At 41.6% G+C, this 17,896-nt stretch carries 14 protein-coding genes, 1 tRNA gene and 1 pseudogene; 1 reads left to right on the top strand and 15 read right to left on the bottom strand.

Annotation, left to right across the window (positions count from 1 at the left end):
* Nucleotides 1-89: 89 nt before the first annotated feature.
* Entirely contained in the window at nt 90-1,280 is a 1,191-nt protein-coding gene (locus tag AB1F57_RS01635; RefSeq protein WP_367985980.1) for a cation:proton antiporter, read from the bottom strand.
* A gap of 263 nt (nt 1,281-1,543) precedes the next feature.
* On the opposite strand from AB1F57_RS01635, the gene AB1F57_RS01630 reads away from it, so the two are divergent.
* Nucleotides 1,544-1,625: transfer RNA gene (locus AB1F57_RS01630), tRNA-Leu, on the top strand.
* A gap of 59 nt (nt 1,626-1,684) precedes the next feature.
* Here the strand turns inward: AB1F57_RS01630 and AB1F57_RS01625 are convergent.
* The 14 genes and pseudogenes from AB1F57_RS01625 to AB1F57_RS01560 all read right to left on the bottom strand — a co-directional run bounded on the left by AB1F57_RS01625 (nt 1,685) and on the right by AB1F57_RS01560 (nt 17,856).
* Nucleotides 1,685-3,256: an ABC transporter ATP-binding protein gene (locus tag AB1F57_RS01625; protein ID WP_170238773.1), complete on the bottom strand. Its 1,572-nt coding sequence runs from the start codon at nt 3,254-3,256 to the stop codon at nt 1,685-1,687.
* Nucleotides 3,253-4,491 carry a radical SAM protein gene (locus AB1F57_RS01620; protein WP_249339096.1) on the bottom strand — a complete coding sequence of 413 codons (1,239 nt, stop codon included), beginning with the start codon at nt 4,489-4,491 and terminating at the stop codon, nt 3,253-3,255. Before AB1F57_RS01620 ends, AB1F57_RS01625 begins: the two co-directional genes overlap by 4 nt.
* A gap of 313 nt (nt 4,492-4,804) precedes the next feature.
* Complete coding sequence (locus AB1F57_RS01615; RefSeq protein ID WP_367985979.1) at nt 4,805-5,674, bottom strand: helix-turn-helix domain-containing protein; 870 nt, start codon at nt 5,672-5,674, stop codon at nt 4,805-4,807.
* Nucleotides 5,675-5,971: 297 nt separating this feature from the next.
* Nucleotides 5,972-8,404, bottom strand: coding sequence for an LTA synthase family protein (locus AB1F57_RS01610; RefSeq protein WP_367985977.1), 2,433 nt, complete (start codon nt 8,402-8,404; stop codon nt 5,972-5,974).
* A gap of 12 nt (nt 8,405-8,416) precedes the next feature.
* The gene (locus AB1F57_RS01605) at nt 8,417-10,147 is read right to left on the bottom strand and encodes a hypothetical protein (protein ID WP_367985975.1); all 1,731 of its coding nucleotides are present in this window, start codon (nt 10,145-10,147) and stop codon (nt 8,417-8,419) included.
* 202 nt (nt 10,148-10,349) lie between these two features.
* The gene (gene rsmA, locus AB1F57_RS01600) at nt 10,350-11,222 is read right to left on the bottom strand and encodes a 16S rRNA (adenine(1518)-N(6)/adenine(1519)-N(6))-dimethyltransferase RsmA (RefSeq protein WP_367985974.1); all 873 of its coding nucleotides are present in this window, start codon (nt 11,220-11,222) and stop codon (nt 10,350-10,352) included.
* Nucleotides 11,223-11,233: 11 nt separating this feature from the next.
* On the bottom strand, nt 11,234-11,866 hold the full coding sequence (locus tag AB1F57_RS01595; RefSeq protein ID WP_167785231.1) for a tetratricopeptide repeat protein: 633 nt from the start codon (nt 11,864-11,866) through the stop codon (nt 11,234-11,236).
* Between the two features lie 85 nt (nt 11,867-11,951).
* A complete protein-coding gene (locus AB1F57_RS01590; protein WP_024384464.1) occupies nt 11,952-12,209 on the bottom strand; it encodes a Txe/YoeB family addiction module toxin in 258 nt (85 codons plus the stop codon).
* A gap of 1 nt (nt 12,210) precedes the next feature.
* Nucleotides 12,211-12,471 carry a type II toxin-antitoxin system Phd/YefM family antitoxin gene (locus AB1F57_RS01585; RefSeq protein ID WP_029693536.1) on the bottom strand — a complete coding sequence of 87 codons (261 nt, stop codon included), beginning with the start codon at nt 12,469-12,471 and terminating at the stop codon, nt 12,211-12,213.
* Nucleotides 12,472-12,546: 75 nt separating this feature from the next.
* Nucleotides 12,547-12,888, bottom strand: a pseudogene (locus tag AB1F57_RS01580) (8-oxo-dGTP diphosphatase); the annotation flags it as partial.
* Nucleotides 12,889-12,997: 109 nt separating this feature from the next.
* Entirely contained in the window at nt 12,998-14,440 is a 1,443-nt protein-coding gene (locus AB1F57_RS01575) for a recombinase family protein (RefSeq protein WP_228475522.1), read from the bottom strand.
* Complete coding sequence (locus AB1F57_RS01570) at nt 14,427-16,043, bottom strand: recombinase family protein (protein WP_044980247.1); 1,617 nt, start codon at nt 16,041-16,043, stop codon at nt 14,427-14,429. Before AB1F57_RS01570 ends, AB1F57_RS01575 begins: the two co-directional genes overlap by 14 nt.
* Nucleotides 16,043-17,617, bottom strand: coding sequence for a recombinase family protein (locus tag AB1F57_RS01565; RefSeq protein WP_044980248.1), 1,575 nt, complete (start codon nt 17,615-17,617; stop codon nt 16,043-16,045). Before AB1F57_RS01565 ends, AB1F57_RS01570 begins: the two co-directional genes overlap by 1 nt.
* Before the next feature lie 98 nt (nt 17,618-17,715).
* Nucleotides 17,716-17,856: a hypothetical protein gene (locus tag AB1F57_RS01560; RefSeq protein WP_032499446.1), complete on the bottom strand. Its 141-nt coding sequence runs from the start codon at nt 17,854-17,856 to the stop codon at nt 17,716-17,718.
* Nucleotides 17,857-17,896: the final 40 nt, after the last annotated feature.

Raw genomic sequence — 17,896 nt, 5'->3', positions numbered from 1 at the left:
CTAGAAAAAAGGGAATAACAGGTGTTTAACTGCTACTCCCTCATCTAAAACTGATTCTTTTTATCCATCGTGCGTTTTTCTACTTACGGCTATTTTTCTAGTAATTCTTTGCCAAATCGGTCCAGCAGGATAGCCCCTAGAGGTGCGGTGACTAGAATACCCAAAATAGCCACAGATAAAATCAATTGCCCACTAGCCAGACCGGCCGCCAGGGGAATACCACCGATAGCCGCCTGAACAGTTGCCTTGGGCAGATAGGCAATGACACAGAACAGCTTTTCCCGCTTACAAAAGCCATTGCCACTGACGCTAAGCCAGACAGCCAGGGAGCGGATGACCAGGGTCAGAGCAATCAAGCCCAGCGCTGGCAAACCAGCCACTGCAACGTAGGAAATATCCACGATGGACCCGACCAAGACAAAGAGGAAAATTTCCCCAATGACCCACAAACGGCTAAAGAAACCAGCAAACCCTGCAACCTCAACCGGCAAGGCCTGACGATTGACCACCATGGTCGCCAACAGAATAGCCAACAAGCCTGAGAATGGAAACTGATTGGCATAGCGGGCCTCAATCGTCGCCAACAAGAAGGACAAGCTAAAGAGCAAGAGGTATTGGTAGATAGGAGGAAGGCTGTCAGACTGGCGAATTGTTTTCAAGAACCTGGCAAAGGCTAAGCCTGCCAAGACCCCCACTAGCATACTGGTCAGAATAGTCAGTGGAATATTGACCAGGGATAGGACTTGGTAATCCCCCTTCTGAACCAGGCTAAGGAAGGCCGTAAACAGGACAATCACCACCACATCGTCAAAGGAGGCCCCCGCCAGTATCAATTGGGGAATTTTCTTCTGATGGCCAACTTTATTTTCAATCAAGTCCACCATGCGCGGAACAACAACCGCAGGAGATACTGCTGCCATGACACTGCCCATCAGAGCGGCCTCCCCATAGGACAGGTCAAAGAAAAGAGGCGCCAACAGGGTATAGCCGACCAACTCTGCACAGGCTGGCAGGAAGGACATAAGCACGGCTGACCGACCAATGGACTTGAAATCCGATAGTTTTATGGTCAACCCCGCCTTTATTAAAATTATAATGAGGGCAATCTTACGTATATCCGCCGAATTATCCAATAAACTCCTATCAATCCAATTCCCAACATAGGGTCCCAGCAGCATACCAACAAGCAGGAAACCAATGATTTTAGGCAGACCACCCTTTTGGCATAGCCAAGAAACAGCATCCGCTGCTATACAAATTAAGGCCAAAGACAATAACATAAGCACCCTCATTTCTTCAAGAAAAATTCAAATCTAGATTGGTATAAACTCCCTACACCAAACTATTTGATTAGGAGAAACACATTAGTGCAGGGGTTGATTGTTCAAAAGGTTCGGGGAACCTTTGAAGCTGTGGGGGCAAACGAACTCTTTCAACTTTCTGAGTTCTGGCCCACTCCCAGAATAAGCTAAATAAAGAAAGATGCAAAGTTGCATTTGCCTCTAGCCAAATGAAGAAAAACATAGTATAATAGAATCTATAAGCGGAGGTGGTGGAACGGCAGACACGCATGCTTCAGGCGCATGTGCCCATCGGGTGTGAGGGTTCAAATCCCTTCCTCCGCATATCATGATAAAAACTCAAAACCCAAGTCAGGCAACTGACTTGGGTTTTAGTATGCCACTCAGAGGCGAATCAATTCATCATATAGATTCACAGTATCATCTGATAACCTGTGCGAAATATGTATCAGCATCACATTGGGAAGAGAGGTAAGATATTCCTCCACACGGCGATAGGTTTCCGCATCCAAGGCTGACAGACTTTCATCCAATAGGAGAACCTCCTTCTCCTCAAGCAAGACCCGAATCAAGTTCAGCCGCTGTTTTTGCCCACCCGACAGACCCGACTCATCCGAAACCAACTCCATCAAAGACGGATAGGTCGGAAAACGACTAGTCAGCCCCATCACCGCAAGCAACTGCATGACCTTCTCCTCCGCCACCTCCCGACCCAAGGTCAGATTATAGAGGACTGTATCGTGAAAAAGATAGCCCTCCTGTGGCAGATAGGCCAGCTTCTCCTGAACCTCTTGGTAGGACAACTCATGAATTGGTGTCTGATTAAAAAGAATATCCCCATCTTGCAGTTGGCTGTTTTTGGTCAATAGCAGAGCGAGAGAGGATTTCCCAGCTCCGCTTTCGCCGACGACGACATACTTTTTCCCTCTCTCAAACCGAATATTAAGCCCATCAAAGACCAACTTGTCACCAAGCGTCAACCGCCCATTGCAAATCTCAAGAGTTTGAACAGGCTGGGAAACGGATGATAGGCCTTGGCTGTCAGAGATAGAAGTCAGCTCTGCCTGAAATTCCTTGCGTAAGTCCTTGACCGCATGCCGGTCCAAAAAGGCATTCGCAACACTGTTAATCGGATCCACCAACTGCTCTGAAATGGTCAAGATAGCTGTCAGACCGCCAACAGTCAAACTCCCTGCAAACACTTGATAACCACCGATGAGAATAATCAGCAAGGTCGTCACATAAAAGACCAAACCAACCAGCAAGCGCATGGTGACCGTCGTTTGATTGGCCAGACTGATTTGCCGATTGGCCTGCTGGTAGCGGCTATCTAGCTCCTCCACAATGGCAGACCTACGGTCACTATTTTTTACCTGCAAGTAACTAAAGAAAATATCTGTCACACGGGTATTGTAATCCTGCTGGGCTTCGGATATGGCCAGCTGATTCTGCCTGCGTTTCTCCTTAAAAAGATAGGGGATTAGCACAGGTAAAAAAGAAATCAAAATGATAAAGATAGCTGTCCAGCCATCCAAACTCAAGAGGGCAAAACTAGCGATAACAAAGGTGCAAGAGCCTTGAAAAATCGTGAAAAAGGCATCATAATACTCGTCTTTGACCCGCTCCAAATCATTGTTTATCTGGGAAATATAGGCTCCAGCTCCCTGCTCTGCAAATTGCCCGTAGGAGAGGTTCAATATCTTACCTATAAAGGTAGCCTGCAAGTCAAACCCAATCTGGTTCAGATAAATCACATTAACAATCTGGCGAACATACTCAAAGACCAACATGGCCAGAACCGTCACACTCATGCTGACCAGATAAAGAATAAAGGCCTGCATATCCTTTCCAGCAATAGCATCAATAATGTAGCTATACTGATACAAAAAAGCAACATTCAACAGGGATACTGTAAAGATGCACATTAGAGTTATCCAAAAGCTTTTACGTTTCATTTATTTTCCACCACTCTATAAATCTCTTCGCAAACATTTTTTGTCGAAAGTCCAACTGTACGCAGTAAACTCTCCCAATCATTAATTTTCGAAATAATACTACTCTCGTTATTTAAACTGGCATACTCTTGATAATTTTCAATACTATATCCTAAAAAATCATTATCAGGGAAGAAGGGACATGGTTTCAGTTCCCCATACTCATTTATTGTCCATTCAATAATCCCGGCTCCACACTTCATCACCTCGCCAGTTGTATCCTCAAAAAAACTTGAACATGTATCACTTTCCCAAGTATGAATATTTATTTGATTTTTGTAATCCTTACTCTTTTCGATAAGCATATCATAAAATTTTTCTATTTCTTTGGCGTTTAAAAACCACTCCGAACCTACACTTTTTCCTCTTCCAAGATGACTAAACAATCCAAATCTTATAGATTTGACTTGATTATAAATTAAATAATCAATAAAATCATCAAATTCATCAATCAAATTTTTACGTACGATATTTGTCACGGAATAATCAACACCACTCTCGTTAAGAAACTTAATCCCTCTAAGAGTTTTAAGTAAGGTATCTTTACCATTTGTAATGCTATCATTTTGCTCTGGATTATAGTGATATAAGGATACCTGGACATATGACAGTCGCTTAATATACTCTATATTCTTAGAATTTATTAAATGACCAGTAGTTGTCATTGATACATCAGAAAAGTTATCTAAAACATATTCTATAATTTTCTTGAAATGTGGATGAGCCATCGGTTCTCCACCTGTTAGCTGGATACTATAAACTTTATCTTTTATTTCATCCAAAAATCTAATCAAATCACTTGAAGTCAAATGATCTCTGTTCACAGGAGATGCCTCTTTAAAGCAGTGTACACATTGCAAATGACATTTATTAGTTAACTCTATTGTTATTTTTTTAGGATAATATTTCCCTGATTCCCCGTAGATAGGCACTTTCTCTCTCTTATTGGAAGGAACAACGAACCCTGTTTTTAATAGCAAAACTAGCGCACTATCTAACAATTCCTCCACTTTGTGTCTATCTTCGTCAGTTACCTGGGCAAAGTAATCCACAATACTATCAATACTACCAGTTTCATTTATTTGACTAACTATGAACGCTTGATACTCATTCAATAAATATCTACGATCACTATTAATAACAACCATATCATGCCCAAAATAATGATAATAAAAATTACAATTAAGTTTATACATAACCTCTATTCTCCTAGTAAAATGCATAAATCCCTTTACTAGAATGGGCTACTATATTAATTTCTTCAATTAGTTCTAATAATTTAATTAAAACTAGTATGTTCCTTTTGTTTGCTGAGTTCTTTTTGTTCCACACCCACCTAAAGTTTCAATTTTATTAACTTTTAATAATTTTGATGATAATGCTTTCAATTCAATTGCTGACATATTCGTTCTCCTTTAATGCGTTTACTATATCCAATAAAGAGATTTATGCATCTCAATTCTACACAAAAAAATTTTTAAGGGATAGATGTCCCATATCTGCAATATCTCACTCATCTCCATTTAAGATTTTCTCTAAATATTTCTCATACCAATCCGCTATGCCATGACTTTCAACCTCACGAAACAAGCCTATACACTTCCTCATCTCCATAATTGAACTCGTGCTATTGTTTTTCTTAAACTCATATAAGGCTTTACCATATTTGTACAATATACGTTCAAATATCTCCGTTTCATCAAAAAAAAGACTATTTATGGTTTTATCAAGATAGAGAGCATCTACAAATCTATCTCGATGAATACACACCAAGTATGCACCCAGTAAAATCTGTGAAATGACTGTCCGATGCTGCTTCATCTCTCTGTAAAATTGAGTACGCCTAAGAATTTCCCTACAAAAAATAAGGAGACTGTCTTGTGATAAATCATCCATCGAATTAGCAAATAACAACAATTCATAATAGCCCCAGTTTTCAACCTGAAACAGATAGTCTGTCAGCAACAGTAGCTCCTCTGGATGAACGACTATTTCCTTATCCAAATCAGCCAAGCGTAACTTAATTAAAAGAGCGTTCAATTCATGAAACTCTTGATGTATCCCTCCCTGAGCCTTACGCATTTGCTCTGATAATAACTGTTTAAAAGTCACTACGTCTCTGTCATATATCGCTTTTTTCATCTTTTCTAAGATTTTTGTCAATTCATCTTTTTTAAAATCTTGACTAGCATAAACAAATTCATCCAAACCAACATTCAATTCTTCTAAAACCAAGATAAGTTTACTAACTGTTATGTCAGATTGCCCATTTTCAAAACGGGATAACTGAGAGGTTGAAAGGTGGTCCTTGGCAACTTCAGAAAGACTCTTTCCTTTCCCCTCTCTTAAATATTTAAATATTTTTCCAAAATTTTCCATAAATCTACCTCAAATTGCATATAGGGGACAACATCCAACTCAGCAAATAGATGTGTTATGCTAATACTTATAAAAATACTTATTAACAGGAGAATTAACATGAGAATAAATAGATTAACCTATGCTGTTTTTATTGCGTCACTAATACCAATCGTTGGTATTTTAGAAAAACTCCCACCCATCATTATTATAAAATAATTATCACTCACAGTTATATTGATTACCTATATTTTATCACAACAAAATAGATTTTAAAACATCAACAACCCCAAGCCATACTTCGACTTGGGGTTCTGTTTATTCCTTAACCTTAAAGAAATTCTTTTGTTTGAGCAGGTAGCCCTTGCCTGTCGATAGGTCGTACTGGACCATCTTGAGTTCTTCTGCTACCTTGGCATCGCGCTCGGTCAAACCCACTCGGTCCTTGTGGAGGACTTCCGTCAAGAGGGCATAGTAAGGGCTGACCTTGGCATTAGTGGTCTCTAGCATGAGGGCATTCATATCGCTGGAATTGACCAACTCGTAATGGCGGTCCTCCGTCTCAAAATTGCTCCAAATGAAGTAATCCGTCTTGTATTGGAGGCTAGGGTCTGTCACAAAAGCTGACTCAGGATAGAGCCCCGGCAGGTGGTCGCCATAGAAGACAACCGTTACCTTTTGATCCAACTGCTTGAGCTGGTCCAAGAAATCGCGGGTCGACTGGTCCGTAAAGGACAAAAGTCTTGCATAGCTGGTCAAATTGGCGTTTTCCTCAGCCGTGAAATTGACCCCTGTACCTGTAATGGCAACAGGCTCCTCTGAGTGCCACTGGACATGGTTTTGCATGGTTATAGCCGAGACAAATCGAGGATTACCTGACCGCACCTGCTCCAGTATCAAATCATAGGTCTTCTTGTCGCTGACAAAATTCCCCTGATAATCCTCAGCCGTCACCGCAATAGGATGGGTCGTAGAGTTCAAGGTGTAAAATTGCTCAATCCCCAGCTGCTTGTAGATGGCATTGCGGTTGTAACTGGTATCAAAATAAGGATGGATGGCCACACGCGCCGTATCCGCATACAGATCACTGATACTTGGCAACTTCTTCATCCGAGGTGCCACATCCAGATAGACAGACGAAATGGACGAATTGTAATTGTAAAAAGGCAAGCCACTGTAAACCTGAAACTCAATATTAGCCGTACCCCCACCATAATGGTCACTCTTCATGAGACCGCTGGTCGTCTGGCTCATAATCTGCTCAATATTTGGCAGGACATTCTGGCTCAAGGTCACACCCGGAATCCGTCTCGGATCCGCCAGACTCTCGCTGAGAATGTAAATAACGGTCTGGTCGGTCAGCTGATTGGCACGTTCAGCGTTGATTTCCTCTGCCAGCTTTTCATATTTCTTGACGATAGCCTTAATGGTTTTCTCCGAATATCCCTGCGGTTCTTCCATGCTGGTCTTACTCAACTGCTGCAGCCAGAGGAAGGATAGCGTGCGATAACGAGCCACGAAAGCATAGCCCTTCCAATCCACGTTCCGCCAATTATTGACCTGGGACAAAATCGGTATCCAACTGGCAATCTTGTGGTCTTTTTCCTTGCGGATAGCAAAGCCCATTCCCACAATCAAGAAAACAATCATGGCAACCGTCACCAAGCGCTTCCAGAAGGTCTTTACAATTGGCCCCAGGAAATAGCGCCTGTGAATACGATGATAGAAATAAGCGGCGATCATTAGAAAGACGACTGATACAAGGACAATGCGCAAACTGATGAAGCTGAGAATCATCCCCATATTTCCAATCCACTTGAAATCATTTGGAGTCAGAGGCTCTGACCGGTAGCGGAATTTGAGGAAATTGGCTGTAATCAAGGTCACATTGAGGCTGGCAATAACAGCCGCCGACAGGACCTGACGATTGAGCACTAGGCTGATGATGACGTTGAGCAAAAAGAGACAGCCTATCTGAAAAATGATGGCACCAGGGAAGAGATGGCGGGTAAAATAAGACCCCGTCGCCCCAGCCATAGAGACCTGATAGCCGATATGGGACAGGCTTGCCAGCACCAGACTGATAAAGACCATGCTGTGGACATTGGTCCTGTGGGCCCGAAACTCCTGCCAGGTCTTGACCAGATAGCGTAGGAAGAAATAGATCGCCACAAAGTGTAGCACCGCAAAAATCGGTACCTGTACGAAGAAGTCCGTGTAGATGCCTTTTTCCACCAGCGTTTCATAGTGGCTGTCCTTCCAGTAGGAAATGGCCAGAGGGCTCAAGGACAAGAGACTGGTCAAAAGCAGGTAGCCATCTGCCACCAGATACTTGTCTGACCAGCTCCTCAATTTCCCACGGATTCGCCCATTATTTCGCCAGTAAATAGCCAGCAAAAGAGGCAGGAGCAACATAAGCACCAACTCATACTGGAAGAGATTGTTGCGGAAGATGTTCCAGGGCTGGAATTTCTTAGCGTTGAGGCGATAGACCAGATTGACCAGATAGAGGCCACCGATGAAGCAGCCCACATACTTGGCAAAGAACTTGGTTTTGATAAAGTCTTCATACCTATCCAGCAGGGCTAAGATATAAAAAGTAAAAATAAGATAGGCAAGCAAGGATAGGGGGATAAACCAGAGTGGGAAAGATACTCCACTTAGCAATAGAGCCCGACCCATCGCAAGCAAAATGGTCATAATCATGACTAGAATAAATTGCTTGCTTGCCTTTGGATTGATTTGTTTCATAACATTTCTCTCTTAGGAAAGGTTTGATTTTCGGTAAATAAAGCTGTAGTACATCGACCAGACTAGCCATCCAGTCAAGCTAATCGCGATAACCGGTAACAACCACCACTGTTGCTTATAGGATAAGACAAGGGTATTCTGCCCTTTTTTGCTGGTAACCGTTGGTACACCAATAGTGGAAAGCTCCATTTCCTCTCTATCCAAGACCTGGTCATTCAAAACAAGCTGACTATCTTGGTAAACAATAACTGGTACCGCAGTCTCTTTTGCTTCCGACGCCGTCCAAGTCACCACCAGCTGATCACCATCAACTTCTTTGATAAACTCTTGATTAGGTAAAATCACTTGGTCACGATAGGTAAAGTAGGTATTATCCGACTCTTCATTGGTGATGTGACCTGTGCTATCTGACAAGTCTGGTACGTAGTCTGGCGTTGATTTCTGAGCAATGTGGATAAATTCACCCAAGTCTTTGGAATAGAAAGAAGCCCGTAACTCTTCCGTCGTCCCGTACAAGGTTGTATGAATTCGTTTTTGCAGGAAAGTATCACTGTAATAATGCCCATTGATTTCCTTATAACTTTCATTCCAGAGGAAACCAACCGAAACAAGCAAAGAAATAACAGTCAAACCAGAAAAGATTTTCTGCATTTTTTCTGACAAACCAGAAACCTGTACCCCCACAACTGCCAACAACAAGGCATTGGCATAGAGGAAGAAGCGGAAAGGAAATTGGATCAACTCGACAAGTGTAATTCCTTTACCTGCAAATAACTGCCAAGGGAAGAGGTTGGTTGACAAGATTAAAAATACTGCGTAGGTCAAAGCAAGACCACCCAGAACCAGTGATTGTTTCTTCCAATTTTTCACCAAGAAATAGAGATAAATTCCAAAGAAAATTGGCAATGGATATGGATAGTAGAGAAAGGCTGTTTTGAGCCATGTTACGGTATTGAGGACAAATTTCTTGTTAACAAATGGTGGCACCAAAGTATTGGTCGCGTTGATATAGACAAGCGGCAACCAGATGTTGATGGTCAGAAGCAAAAAAATTCCTACCGATAGAGCTACTTGCCCAATAATCTTCATTTTTTGGTCTGATTTCCACCAACCAATAAGGAAGAGAACACCATAGGCAATGACCAAGAACAAGGTCGATAGCATATGAACCTGCAACATGAGCCCTACCGCTCCTGCCATGAGGAATATCGGTACTTTTTTAGTCTGTAAGAAACGAACCGCAGGAATCAAACAAAGCGGAAAGAGAGCCACTCCCCAGCTGGTAAATCCTTGGGTTGCCCACCAATACTGAATAGAATAGGTCGTCACAAAGAACATGGACAAGAGAATAGAGTGAGCATATTTGACCTTGACCTCGCGCATGAGGAGATAGAGAGAGGTGGCACTCAGAGTTCCCAAGAGAAGATTGGACAAAATCTGATAGCGGAACCAGGTCCCACTTAAAAGAACTAGCACCCCCTGTAAATAGGCAAAATAAGGACCATAGAGAGCATTGACAATCCGTCCTGACTGCTGGTAGCCATACAAACTGATGATATAGGAGAAATTCCCCTCCTTCATCTGCATAGCCGCATCATAGAAACGATTGTAGTGGAAAATCAAGTCCGCACCTGTCACCATGCCCTTAGTAAGCAAGTGGGGAACTAATAATAATAAAGAAAAGCCCACAAATAGGCCCAGGGCTACTAAATGGGGATGCTTTTTCAGCATAGTTTTTAACATATAGATACCTTCATAAAAAAAGAGGGAAACCCTCTCTTGTTTTTGTAAATATTCTGCCAATTTGCAGACAATATTTTTCAAAAGTTAGTCACATTTCAGTATAGCAAGCTTTCCACCCACTGTCAACGAACAAGGCAAACAGGAAAACAATTTTCCATTAAAATAAATATTGATTGCAGATTTCTCCGCAATCAATACTTGCTTATAAACCAACTTCCTGGAGGCTGTCAGACAAGCGTGCGAAGTCAGCCATGGAAAGGGCTTCTCCACGGACACTGGCTTCCAGCTCTGCCATGCCAAGTGCCTGTGTCAGCTTGTCCTTGACCTCTTCGGACTTATCGAAATGATTGGTCAGGTTGTTCCACAGGGTCTTACGACGGTGCACAAAGCTGGCCTTGGACACCCGGAAGAAGAAATCTTCGTCCTTGACGCTCACCAGAGGTTGCTCGCGGCGGACCATTTTGAGAATGGCGGAGTCCACGTTTGGTGCAGGCACAAAGACGGTGCGAGGCACGATAAAGGCCACCTTGGCAGTCATGTAGTACTGGACCGCAATGGACAGGCTGCCGTAAGCCTTGGTGTTTGGCTCGGCAGAAATGCGGTCGGCCACCTCCCGCTGCATCATGACCACGAACTCGCTGAAGGGAATCTTGCTCTCAATCAGGTGCATGAGGATAGGGGTGGTGATGTAGTAGGGCAGGTTGGCCACAACCTTGATGGGCAGGTCAGGATTTTTGAAATTCTGAATCTGGGTCTGCAGGTCGGTTTTCAAGATGTCTTGGTTGACCACGGTCACATTGTCAAAGCGATCCAAGGTATCCGCCAAAATCGGAATCAGGCGGTCGTCAATCTCAAAAGCCATGACCTCAGCGGCACGCTCTGCCAAAAATTCAGTCAGTGCCCCGATTCCAGGACCAATCTCAATAACATTGACATTCCGATCAATCTCAGCCGTGTCCACAATCTTCTGTAAAATATTGGTATCGGTCAAAAAGTTCTGACCGAAGGATTTTTTAAAGGTAAACCCGTGGCGTTCCAAGACGGCACGAGTAACGTTTTTGTCTGCGATTCTCATGTGTGTTCTTTCTAAATTATTTGATAGGTAGCCATCAATTCTCTAACTTCGTTCGCTCCAATATCATCTCCTGCTTCCTCAAAAGCAGTAATAGACTGTTCAAAAGCTTGTTCAGCCAGGGTAGTCGCTGTATTTGTTGCATAAATTTCACCCAGTCCTCGATAAGCACAGGCTTGAGCAATGAGGTCGTCTGTCATTAATGCATTTTCTAAACTTCGTTTCATAAAATGCTGAGCAGATTCTAGCTCTCCTAGTTGCAATCGCAAATAACCTTGTTCATACTCATTAACGGACCATTTCAATTTGTCGTCTGAAAAATCAGTTGCTAATAACGCAGCCTCTTCCTCGATTAACTCCAAAGCCTTCTTAAAGTTACCTTGACTCCGATATACCATGGCCAGTTGGTGCAGACCGATATGCTCTTGTTCTGTATTCTGTTCATTTCTAGCTAATTGAATATAGCGTTGACAAGCTAATAAAGCTTTTTCAAAGTTTTGTTCGTCTAGAAAAATGTAGGCAAATAAATTGAGACCAGCATAATCCAAACAAGTTTCAACTTGATACTCTTTCTCAATCAACTGCTTTGCTTCTACTATTTTTCCTTCAAAAAAATACTCCCATGCCTTGTCTATAGTATTACTCATATACATCTCCTATCGTATCTTCACATTATTCTGAGTTCATAATCTTGATTTTACCAACGGTTACTAGATAGTCTCTATTCTATCCTCACCCATAATGATCCTTCAGCGACAGGATACACAACCGATCAGCCTCCACCATATAAATCAAGCGATTCTCCGCATCAATCCGTCTCGACCAGGCACCTTGATAATCATACTTCAAAGGTTCTGGCTTGGCAATGCCTTCAAAAGGATGTCGCTGCATATCCTTGATAATCTTATTGATTCTCTTCAGTGTTTTCTTATCCTGACCTTGCCAATAAAGATAGTCTTCCCAGGCATCCTCTGTGAAATGGATTCCCATGTTAGTCCGCCTCTATCAGATTGCGTTCTTGAGTTTGTCCCGCTTTGACTTGAGCCATACCACGTAGGACTTTTTGGGACAAATAAGTGTTCCGAGCAACAGCGAGGGTTTCTTGTAAACTATCCCACTCGCTCTTTGAGAGTACAACAATATCTTCCTCTGGATTTTTATTAACCACGACCAAAGGCTCAAACTCGTCATTGACCTTTTTCATATAGTCCTTTAAGTGATTTCGAAAATGGGAATATACAATAGCTTCCATATGCAATACCTCTCATCATTTCTAGGCTTACTATAACATAGAAAAAAAGAGTTGTCAAACTTATTGTACAACTCTTTAGCGATTCTCCACCTTCCACTCGCCGTCTTCAAACCAGTAGAAATTCTCTGTCAGTTGTGGATGTTCAAAGATTTCCAACATGGATTCAAAACCGTCAGCCAGCTGAACATTCTTCAGGTCCGCACGATCAATCCAAAAGACTTCTCCCTCATCAGAAGATTGGAGAACACCTGAAAACTGGTTGGTTTTGTAGCAAAATACCAGATAGCGATAATGGTCAGTAGGATCTGTCCAGTTTTGAATGCCACAGAGTTCGAGATTGGATACTGTCAAACCTGTTTCTTCTTTGACCTCGCGAATGACGGAGGAAATAATCGACTCATTTGGCTCAACATGGCCCTCTTATGTCAAGTAACTGACACTATTTATTTGCTAGATTACACACTCATTATACCACAAACTATCCCATCAAGAAAGAGACTTGCTAGGATACAAGTCTCCTCCTCAGCTATTTGTAGATGACTGTAAAAAAACCAAGACAATCAACCACAACTTTGTCAACGTGTGCAACTACAATTTCTTTGCTTAACCTCTTGTCAGTTGGTAACTGAACATAGCTAGCTTCTTTCAACTGCTCTTCCAAAGCCTGAACAGATTTATCCACTTCCTTTTTCTTGGCAATATAATCTTCTCTGGTCAACAGGCTATCCTTATAGTCCTGAAAGCAGGCAAGTTTTTCTGTCTTCAATCGTTCAATTTCCCGAAGAACAAGGGTCTTAGATACCTTTTGATGAGGTTTTACCGCTTCATCTCCTAGTTTCCCTTTGATTGCTTGTTCAATCCTATCCACTCGACAAGACTTCATTTTTTCTCCCTGCCCCTTACAATAACGACAGGAAAAATATTGGTAACCTTGATGGTTGTAATGTCCAATCAAAGAATGATCACAATGCTCACAACGAATCAGACCTGTCAATACAGATGATGTTTTAGGTATCTGATGCTGTTTTCTTTTAGTGGCTTTTGATCCTTTTAATTGGACAACTTGTTCAAATAGTTCTGATGAAATAATCGCTTCGTGATTGTTCTCAATCCGCTCCCACTCTGATTTCGGTCTGAAAACATGCTTCCCCCTTACATACGTCCGAGTATTAAAAAGATAAGTTCCCTTATAGGCTTCATTCTTTAAAATTTGACCAACGGTAGTGCTACTCCAAACATTTCGTTTTTTCTCAGTTGTTAAACGGAGTGACTTTGCGTAACGTGCCTGACTGATTTGCATCTTTCGTTCTGCTGGAGTAATGACTTGTTCTTCATTCAGGAGTCGAGCAATTGTTTGGTAACTATTACCATCAAGGTACAAGGCGAAAATCCGTCGAACAATTGGTGCAACTGTCTCATCAATAATAATCTTGAAACGGTCCTCTGGATCCTTGAGATAACCAAATGGGGGCAACCAGCTCATGTTTTTGCCCGAGCGTTTCATGCTGTTCATCGCACTCTTAACCTTTTCAGAAACATCTTTGGCATAGAAATCATTGAGTAAATTCCGAAAAGGCACATCAATATCTAGTCCATTCTGTTCAGACGTCAAACTGTCATAGTGGTCATTGAGAGCGATGAAGCGAACCCCAAGAAAAGGAAAGATATTTTCCAAATAGTTCCCTAACTCCAGATAATCACGCATAAATCGGGACAAGTCTTTAACAAGGATATGTCGGATAGTTCCCACCTTCACAGCAGCCATCAACCGTTGAAAAGACGGACGATTCAGGCTTGTTCCTGAAAAACCATCGTCCACAAATTCCAAGCGCTCCCAGTTCTTAAACTCAGGTGTTTGGTCAAGATAATGGTTTAACAAGTACCGTTGATTCGTGATTGAGTTACTTTCATCTGTTTCAGCCTCATCTACTGACAAACGGAGGTACAGAGCAATTTTAGTCACGTTCATTACCTCCAATCTGGCAAGTAAAAGTGACTGTTACAGACTTATCCACATCAACCTCAATCCGTTCTATTAAAACATTTAAGAGTTCTCCCGTTAAAACAACTTGATTTTGGCTCTTAGCTAGATGTCTAACCCAGTTCACTTGCTGGCTATGTTTCTCCTCAATCTGCCTCATCAAAGCCTCATAATGAGCTATCTCTTGTGAGAGGGTTTCAATCTTTGAGGTGATAGTAGCCTTTTGAGACAGATAGGTCTCTCTCTCCTGAGCTTCAAGGCGGTAGTTCTGGTAAAGTTCGCTTTGCTCAGCTTGCAAGCTAGTCAAAGCCCTTTGATGGTTTTTGATTTGTTTTTGATAGACTTTAAGGCATTCCTCCCTCTTTGTTTCTAATCTTGGCAACAAGTATTTCATCGTACCAAGCCGATTCATCTCTGTCTGAACTACGCTCAACACAATCTTATCTAAGGCTTGTTCACTGATATAGACAGTCTGTCTTTCCAATGATTCTGAATCATAAAGGTAATCCATAAAGTAATAGTAATCATACTCTGAATTGAGAGTTGAGAAATGCTTGCAATATCTTGGCATTTGAGTTGCTTTTCCCTTAGCATAAACAAGCCCCCTATACCGATTAGCTGTTCTAAGTTGAGTATGCTTTCTTGTTTGGCGACGTTCACGACTGAGTCTCCGAAGGGTCTGGTAGTCTTCCTTAGTGATATAAGCCTCATGACAATCATCTACCTGGATGTAATCTTTTTCTGATAAGGTCTTATTATGCCGACGTTGAATCAGACTACCATAAAATGCAGGATTTTGCACCAGTCGCTGAAGATTAGCGCTTCTCCATTGTCGATTGTCTTGTTCTGCTCTATAGACTTTTCCTGTTTGGCGATAAGACATTGGCGTAGCAACATTCTGTTGATTAAGGTATTTTGTCACCTGTTTAATAGATAGGCCTGCTAATAACTTTTCAAAGACATCTGCCATAATTGGTTGAACCACTGAATCAATGAGCAATCGATTGCCACCATTTTGTTTCCTTAATTGGTAACCATATGGGGCAAAACCAGCGATGACATAACCTTGTTTGGCTTTCTGAATGTGACTAGCGGTAACTTTCTTTGAAATATCCTTAGAATAAAGGTCATTGACCAAATTCTTAATTTCCACCTCAAAGGATTTCTTATCTCCTAACCCATTGAGAGTGTCTAGGTTATCATTGATTGAGATAAAGCGAACCCCCATAAAAGGGAATACTTTATCAATCAGTCGTCCCATCTCAATATAGTTACGACCCAGACGAGATAAGTCTCGAATTAAGATACAGTTGATGATACCTTTTTTGAGGTCATCCATCATGTCCTGGTAGGCAGGTCGGTTAAAAGTTGTGCCTGAATACTCGTAGTCGATGTAACACTTGGTTACAACTAAACCTTTCTCCTTAGCAAAAGCTCTAGCTAGACTTTCTTGCGTTTCTAAGGAGTGCGATTTGTTTCGCCAACTTTCTGTACGTTCATTCGACAAACGAATGTAAATGCCTGTAAGATAAGTTTGAAGTGGTGTCTCTTCGCTCGTTTGCTTGCGGTAGCGGTTCTTGGTACGGGCCATTAGATCACCTCCGTCTCTTTATGAGAAAACTGCTGGAGGATTTCTAATTCTGCCACATCATGAAACACTAAGGTCAACTCCTGATTCTCATGAATGACAATCCGGTCAAGTAAGGTCACTAAAGTGAGACGATTGAGTTCTTTATCTTTTTGGATTTCACTCAACTGGTTTAACCACCGTTCCTTATCCTGAAGTTTGTCATACAGGGTTTGAGCCAGTGCTTTCTTTTGAATGATGGTGTCCTCAATCTGTTTTAGCTTTTGCCGATAGCTTCGCTGAAACTCTTGGTATTCTGTATCATTGATCAAACCGTCGTCTAAATCCAAGTACAAGGACTGGAGCAACTGTTCATACTTCTTGCGATTCGCAAGCAAAGAAGTAAAATCAACTTCCAAAAACTGTTCTTGGTCTAAATAATCAGGAACAGCTTTAATCAGAAAAGACTTCCAGTCAAGGTGTTGATGAATAACGGTCGATACTAAGTCAAGCAATCTCTCTTGTTTAATTGCATGGCGGCTACAGCCTCGTCCATTATTGTAGGTGCTACAAATATATTGAACAGTCTCTTTGTCCTTGTAGCGGAGTTTTCGTTGTACAAGTTGAGCCTGACAGTCGCTGCAAAATAATAATCCTGCAAATATGTCAGGCAGCTTCTTCCCATGTTTGACATCTCTGAGTAAGAGATTATTAGCAAGCTCAAACGTACTTTTTGAGATAATCGCCTCATGTGTATCATCAACTCGTACCCAATCTGCTGGATTCACAGCTACAGACTTTTGAGACTTGTAGTTGAGTTTGGTTTGCTTCCCCTGTTCCAAAGTGCCAGTATAGACACGATTAATCAGGATACGATTGACCATTTTGGTATCCCACTTGTAGTTATGACCATGAAAGCCTTTAATCTTTTCTTGACAGGCTTTCTTACGTTGTAGAGGCGTTTCTACCCCAGCTTGATTAAGAAACTCTGCAATAGCGTTTGACGAATATCCCTCTAATTTAAGAGTAAAGATTTTCTCAATAGTAGGGCGTACATTCTCATCAACCACTAGATGATTCCGTTGCTTTTCATCTTTGCGATAGCCATAAGGGGCAAAAGCTCCAATAAACTCGCCCTTTTGTCGTTTAGCTTTTTGAGTGCTTCGAACTTTGGTTGAAATGTCTCGACAGTAGCTATCGTTAATTAGACTTTTAATGGGCATAACCAAGTGTGTTTCATTTGTATCAGCAGTCATACTATCATAGTGATCATTAACCGAGATAAACCTAACTCCCATAGCAGGAAAAATTCGCTGAAGGTATTTCCCAGTCTCAATATAGTCACGACCGAAGCGTGACAAGTCCTTAACAATAATAGTATCAATTGTCTTATCATTCACCATAGCCATCATACGGTTAAAGTCAGGGCGGTTAAAGGTTAAGCCACTAATACCATCATCCATAAATTCTTCTAAAATGGTGAAATCATGATTTCTGGCATAATCTCTCAAAAGTGAGCGTTGGTTGATGATGGAATTACTTTCCACATTATCCCCATCATCTCGTGATAAGCGTAAATAAATACAGGTTTTTGTCATATGTATCTCCTTAATCAGTATTTAGGTGCTTACCGATTAAGGATTGAGGTTCTACAACTCTATTTTACATCATTTCTAAAAACATGTCCGCTAAAACCTCAAATTTTTTCAAGCTTTCGACCTAATAAATCATCTAAAATATCCGTCAGACTAAGTGACTTATTCGTCACTTGCACCGTCACCTTATAACCCTCAATCACAACCTGCGGTAATTCCGCACCTGTTTGTATTTTTTCCATAAACGTTTTTCCTTTACTTCAAAATATTGACCTCAGTGGG

It is taken from the genome of Streptococcus nasisuis (assembly GCF_040836615.1).
GTDB classification, from domain to species: Bacteria; Bacillota; Bacilli; order Lactobacillales; family Streptococcaceae; genus Streptococcus; species Streptococcus suis_V.
Note: the sequence above shows the minus strand (reverse complement) of the source record. Positions and strands in the feature narration are given on the sequence as shown.

What these genes read in the sequence shown, in the direction of transcription:
- AB1F57_RS01560 (WP_032499446.1), bottom strand. Translation starts at nt 17,856, where the DNA reads ATGGAAAAAATACAAACAGGTGCGGAATTACCGCAGGTTGTGATTGAG.
- AB1F57_RS01605 (WP_367985975.1), bottom strand. Translation starts at nt 10,147, where the DNA reads ATGTTAAAAACTATGCTGAAAAAGCATCCCCATTTAGTAGCCCTGGGC.
- AB1F57_RS01575 (WP_228475522.1), bottom strand. Translation starts at nt 14,440, where the DNA reads ATGAACGTGACTAAAATTGCTCTGTACCTCCGTTTGTCAGTAGATGAG.
- AB1F57_RS01585 (WP_029693536.1), bottom strand. Translation starts at nt 12,471, where the DNA reads ATGGAAGCTATTGTATATTCCCATTTTCGAAATCACTTAAAGGACTAT.
- AB1F57_RS01565 (WP_044980248.1), bottom strand. Translation starts at nt 17,617, where the DNA reads ATGACAAAAACCTGTATTTATTTACGCTTATCACGAGATGATGGGGAT.
- AB1F57_RS01635 (WP_367985980.1), bottom strand. Translation starts at nt 1,280, where the DNA reads ATGTTATTGTCTTTGGCCTTAATTTGTATAGCAGCGGATGCTGTTTCT.
- AB1F57_RS01570 (WP_044980247.1), bottom strand. Translation starts at nt 16,043, where the DNA reads ATGGCCCGTACCAAGAACCGCTACCGCAAGCAAACGAGCGAAGAGACA.
- AB1F57_RS01590 (WP_024384464.1), bottom strand. Translation starts at nt 12,209, where the DNA reads ATGGGAATCCATTTCACAGAGGATGCCTGGGAAGACTATCTTTATTGG.
- AB1F57_RS01620 (WP_249339096.1), bottom strand. Translation starts at nt 4,491, where the DNA reads ATGTATAAACTTAATTGTAATTTTTATTATCATTATTTTGGGCATGAT.
- rsmA (WP_367985974.1), bottom strand. Translation starts at nt 11,222, where the DNA reads ATGAGAATCGCAGACAAAAACGTTACTCGTGCCGTCTTGGAACGCCAC.
- AB1F57_RS01625 (WP_170238773.1), bottom strand. Translation starts at nt 3,256, where the DNA reads ATGAAACGTAAAAGCTTTTGGATAACTCTAATGTGCATCTTTACAGTA.
- AB1F57_RS01595 (WP_167785231.1), bottom strand. Translation starts at nt 11,866, where the DNA reads ATGAGTAATACTATAGACAAGGCATGGGAGTATTTTTTTGAAGGAAAA.
- AB1F57_RS01615 (WP_367985979.1), bottom strand. Translation starts at nt 5,674, where the DNA reads ATGGAAAATTTTGGAAAAATATTTAAATATTTAAGAGAGGGGAAAGGA.
- AB1F57_RS01610 (WP_367985977.1), bottom strand. Translation starts at nt 8,404, where the DNA reads ATGAAACAAATCAATCCAAAGGCAAGCAAGCAATTTATTCTAGTCATG.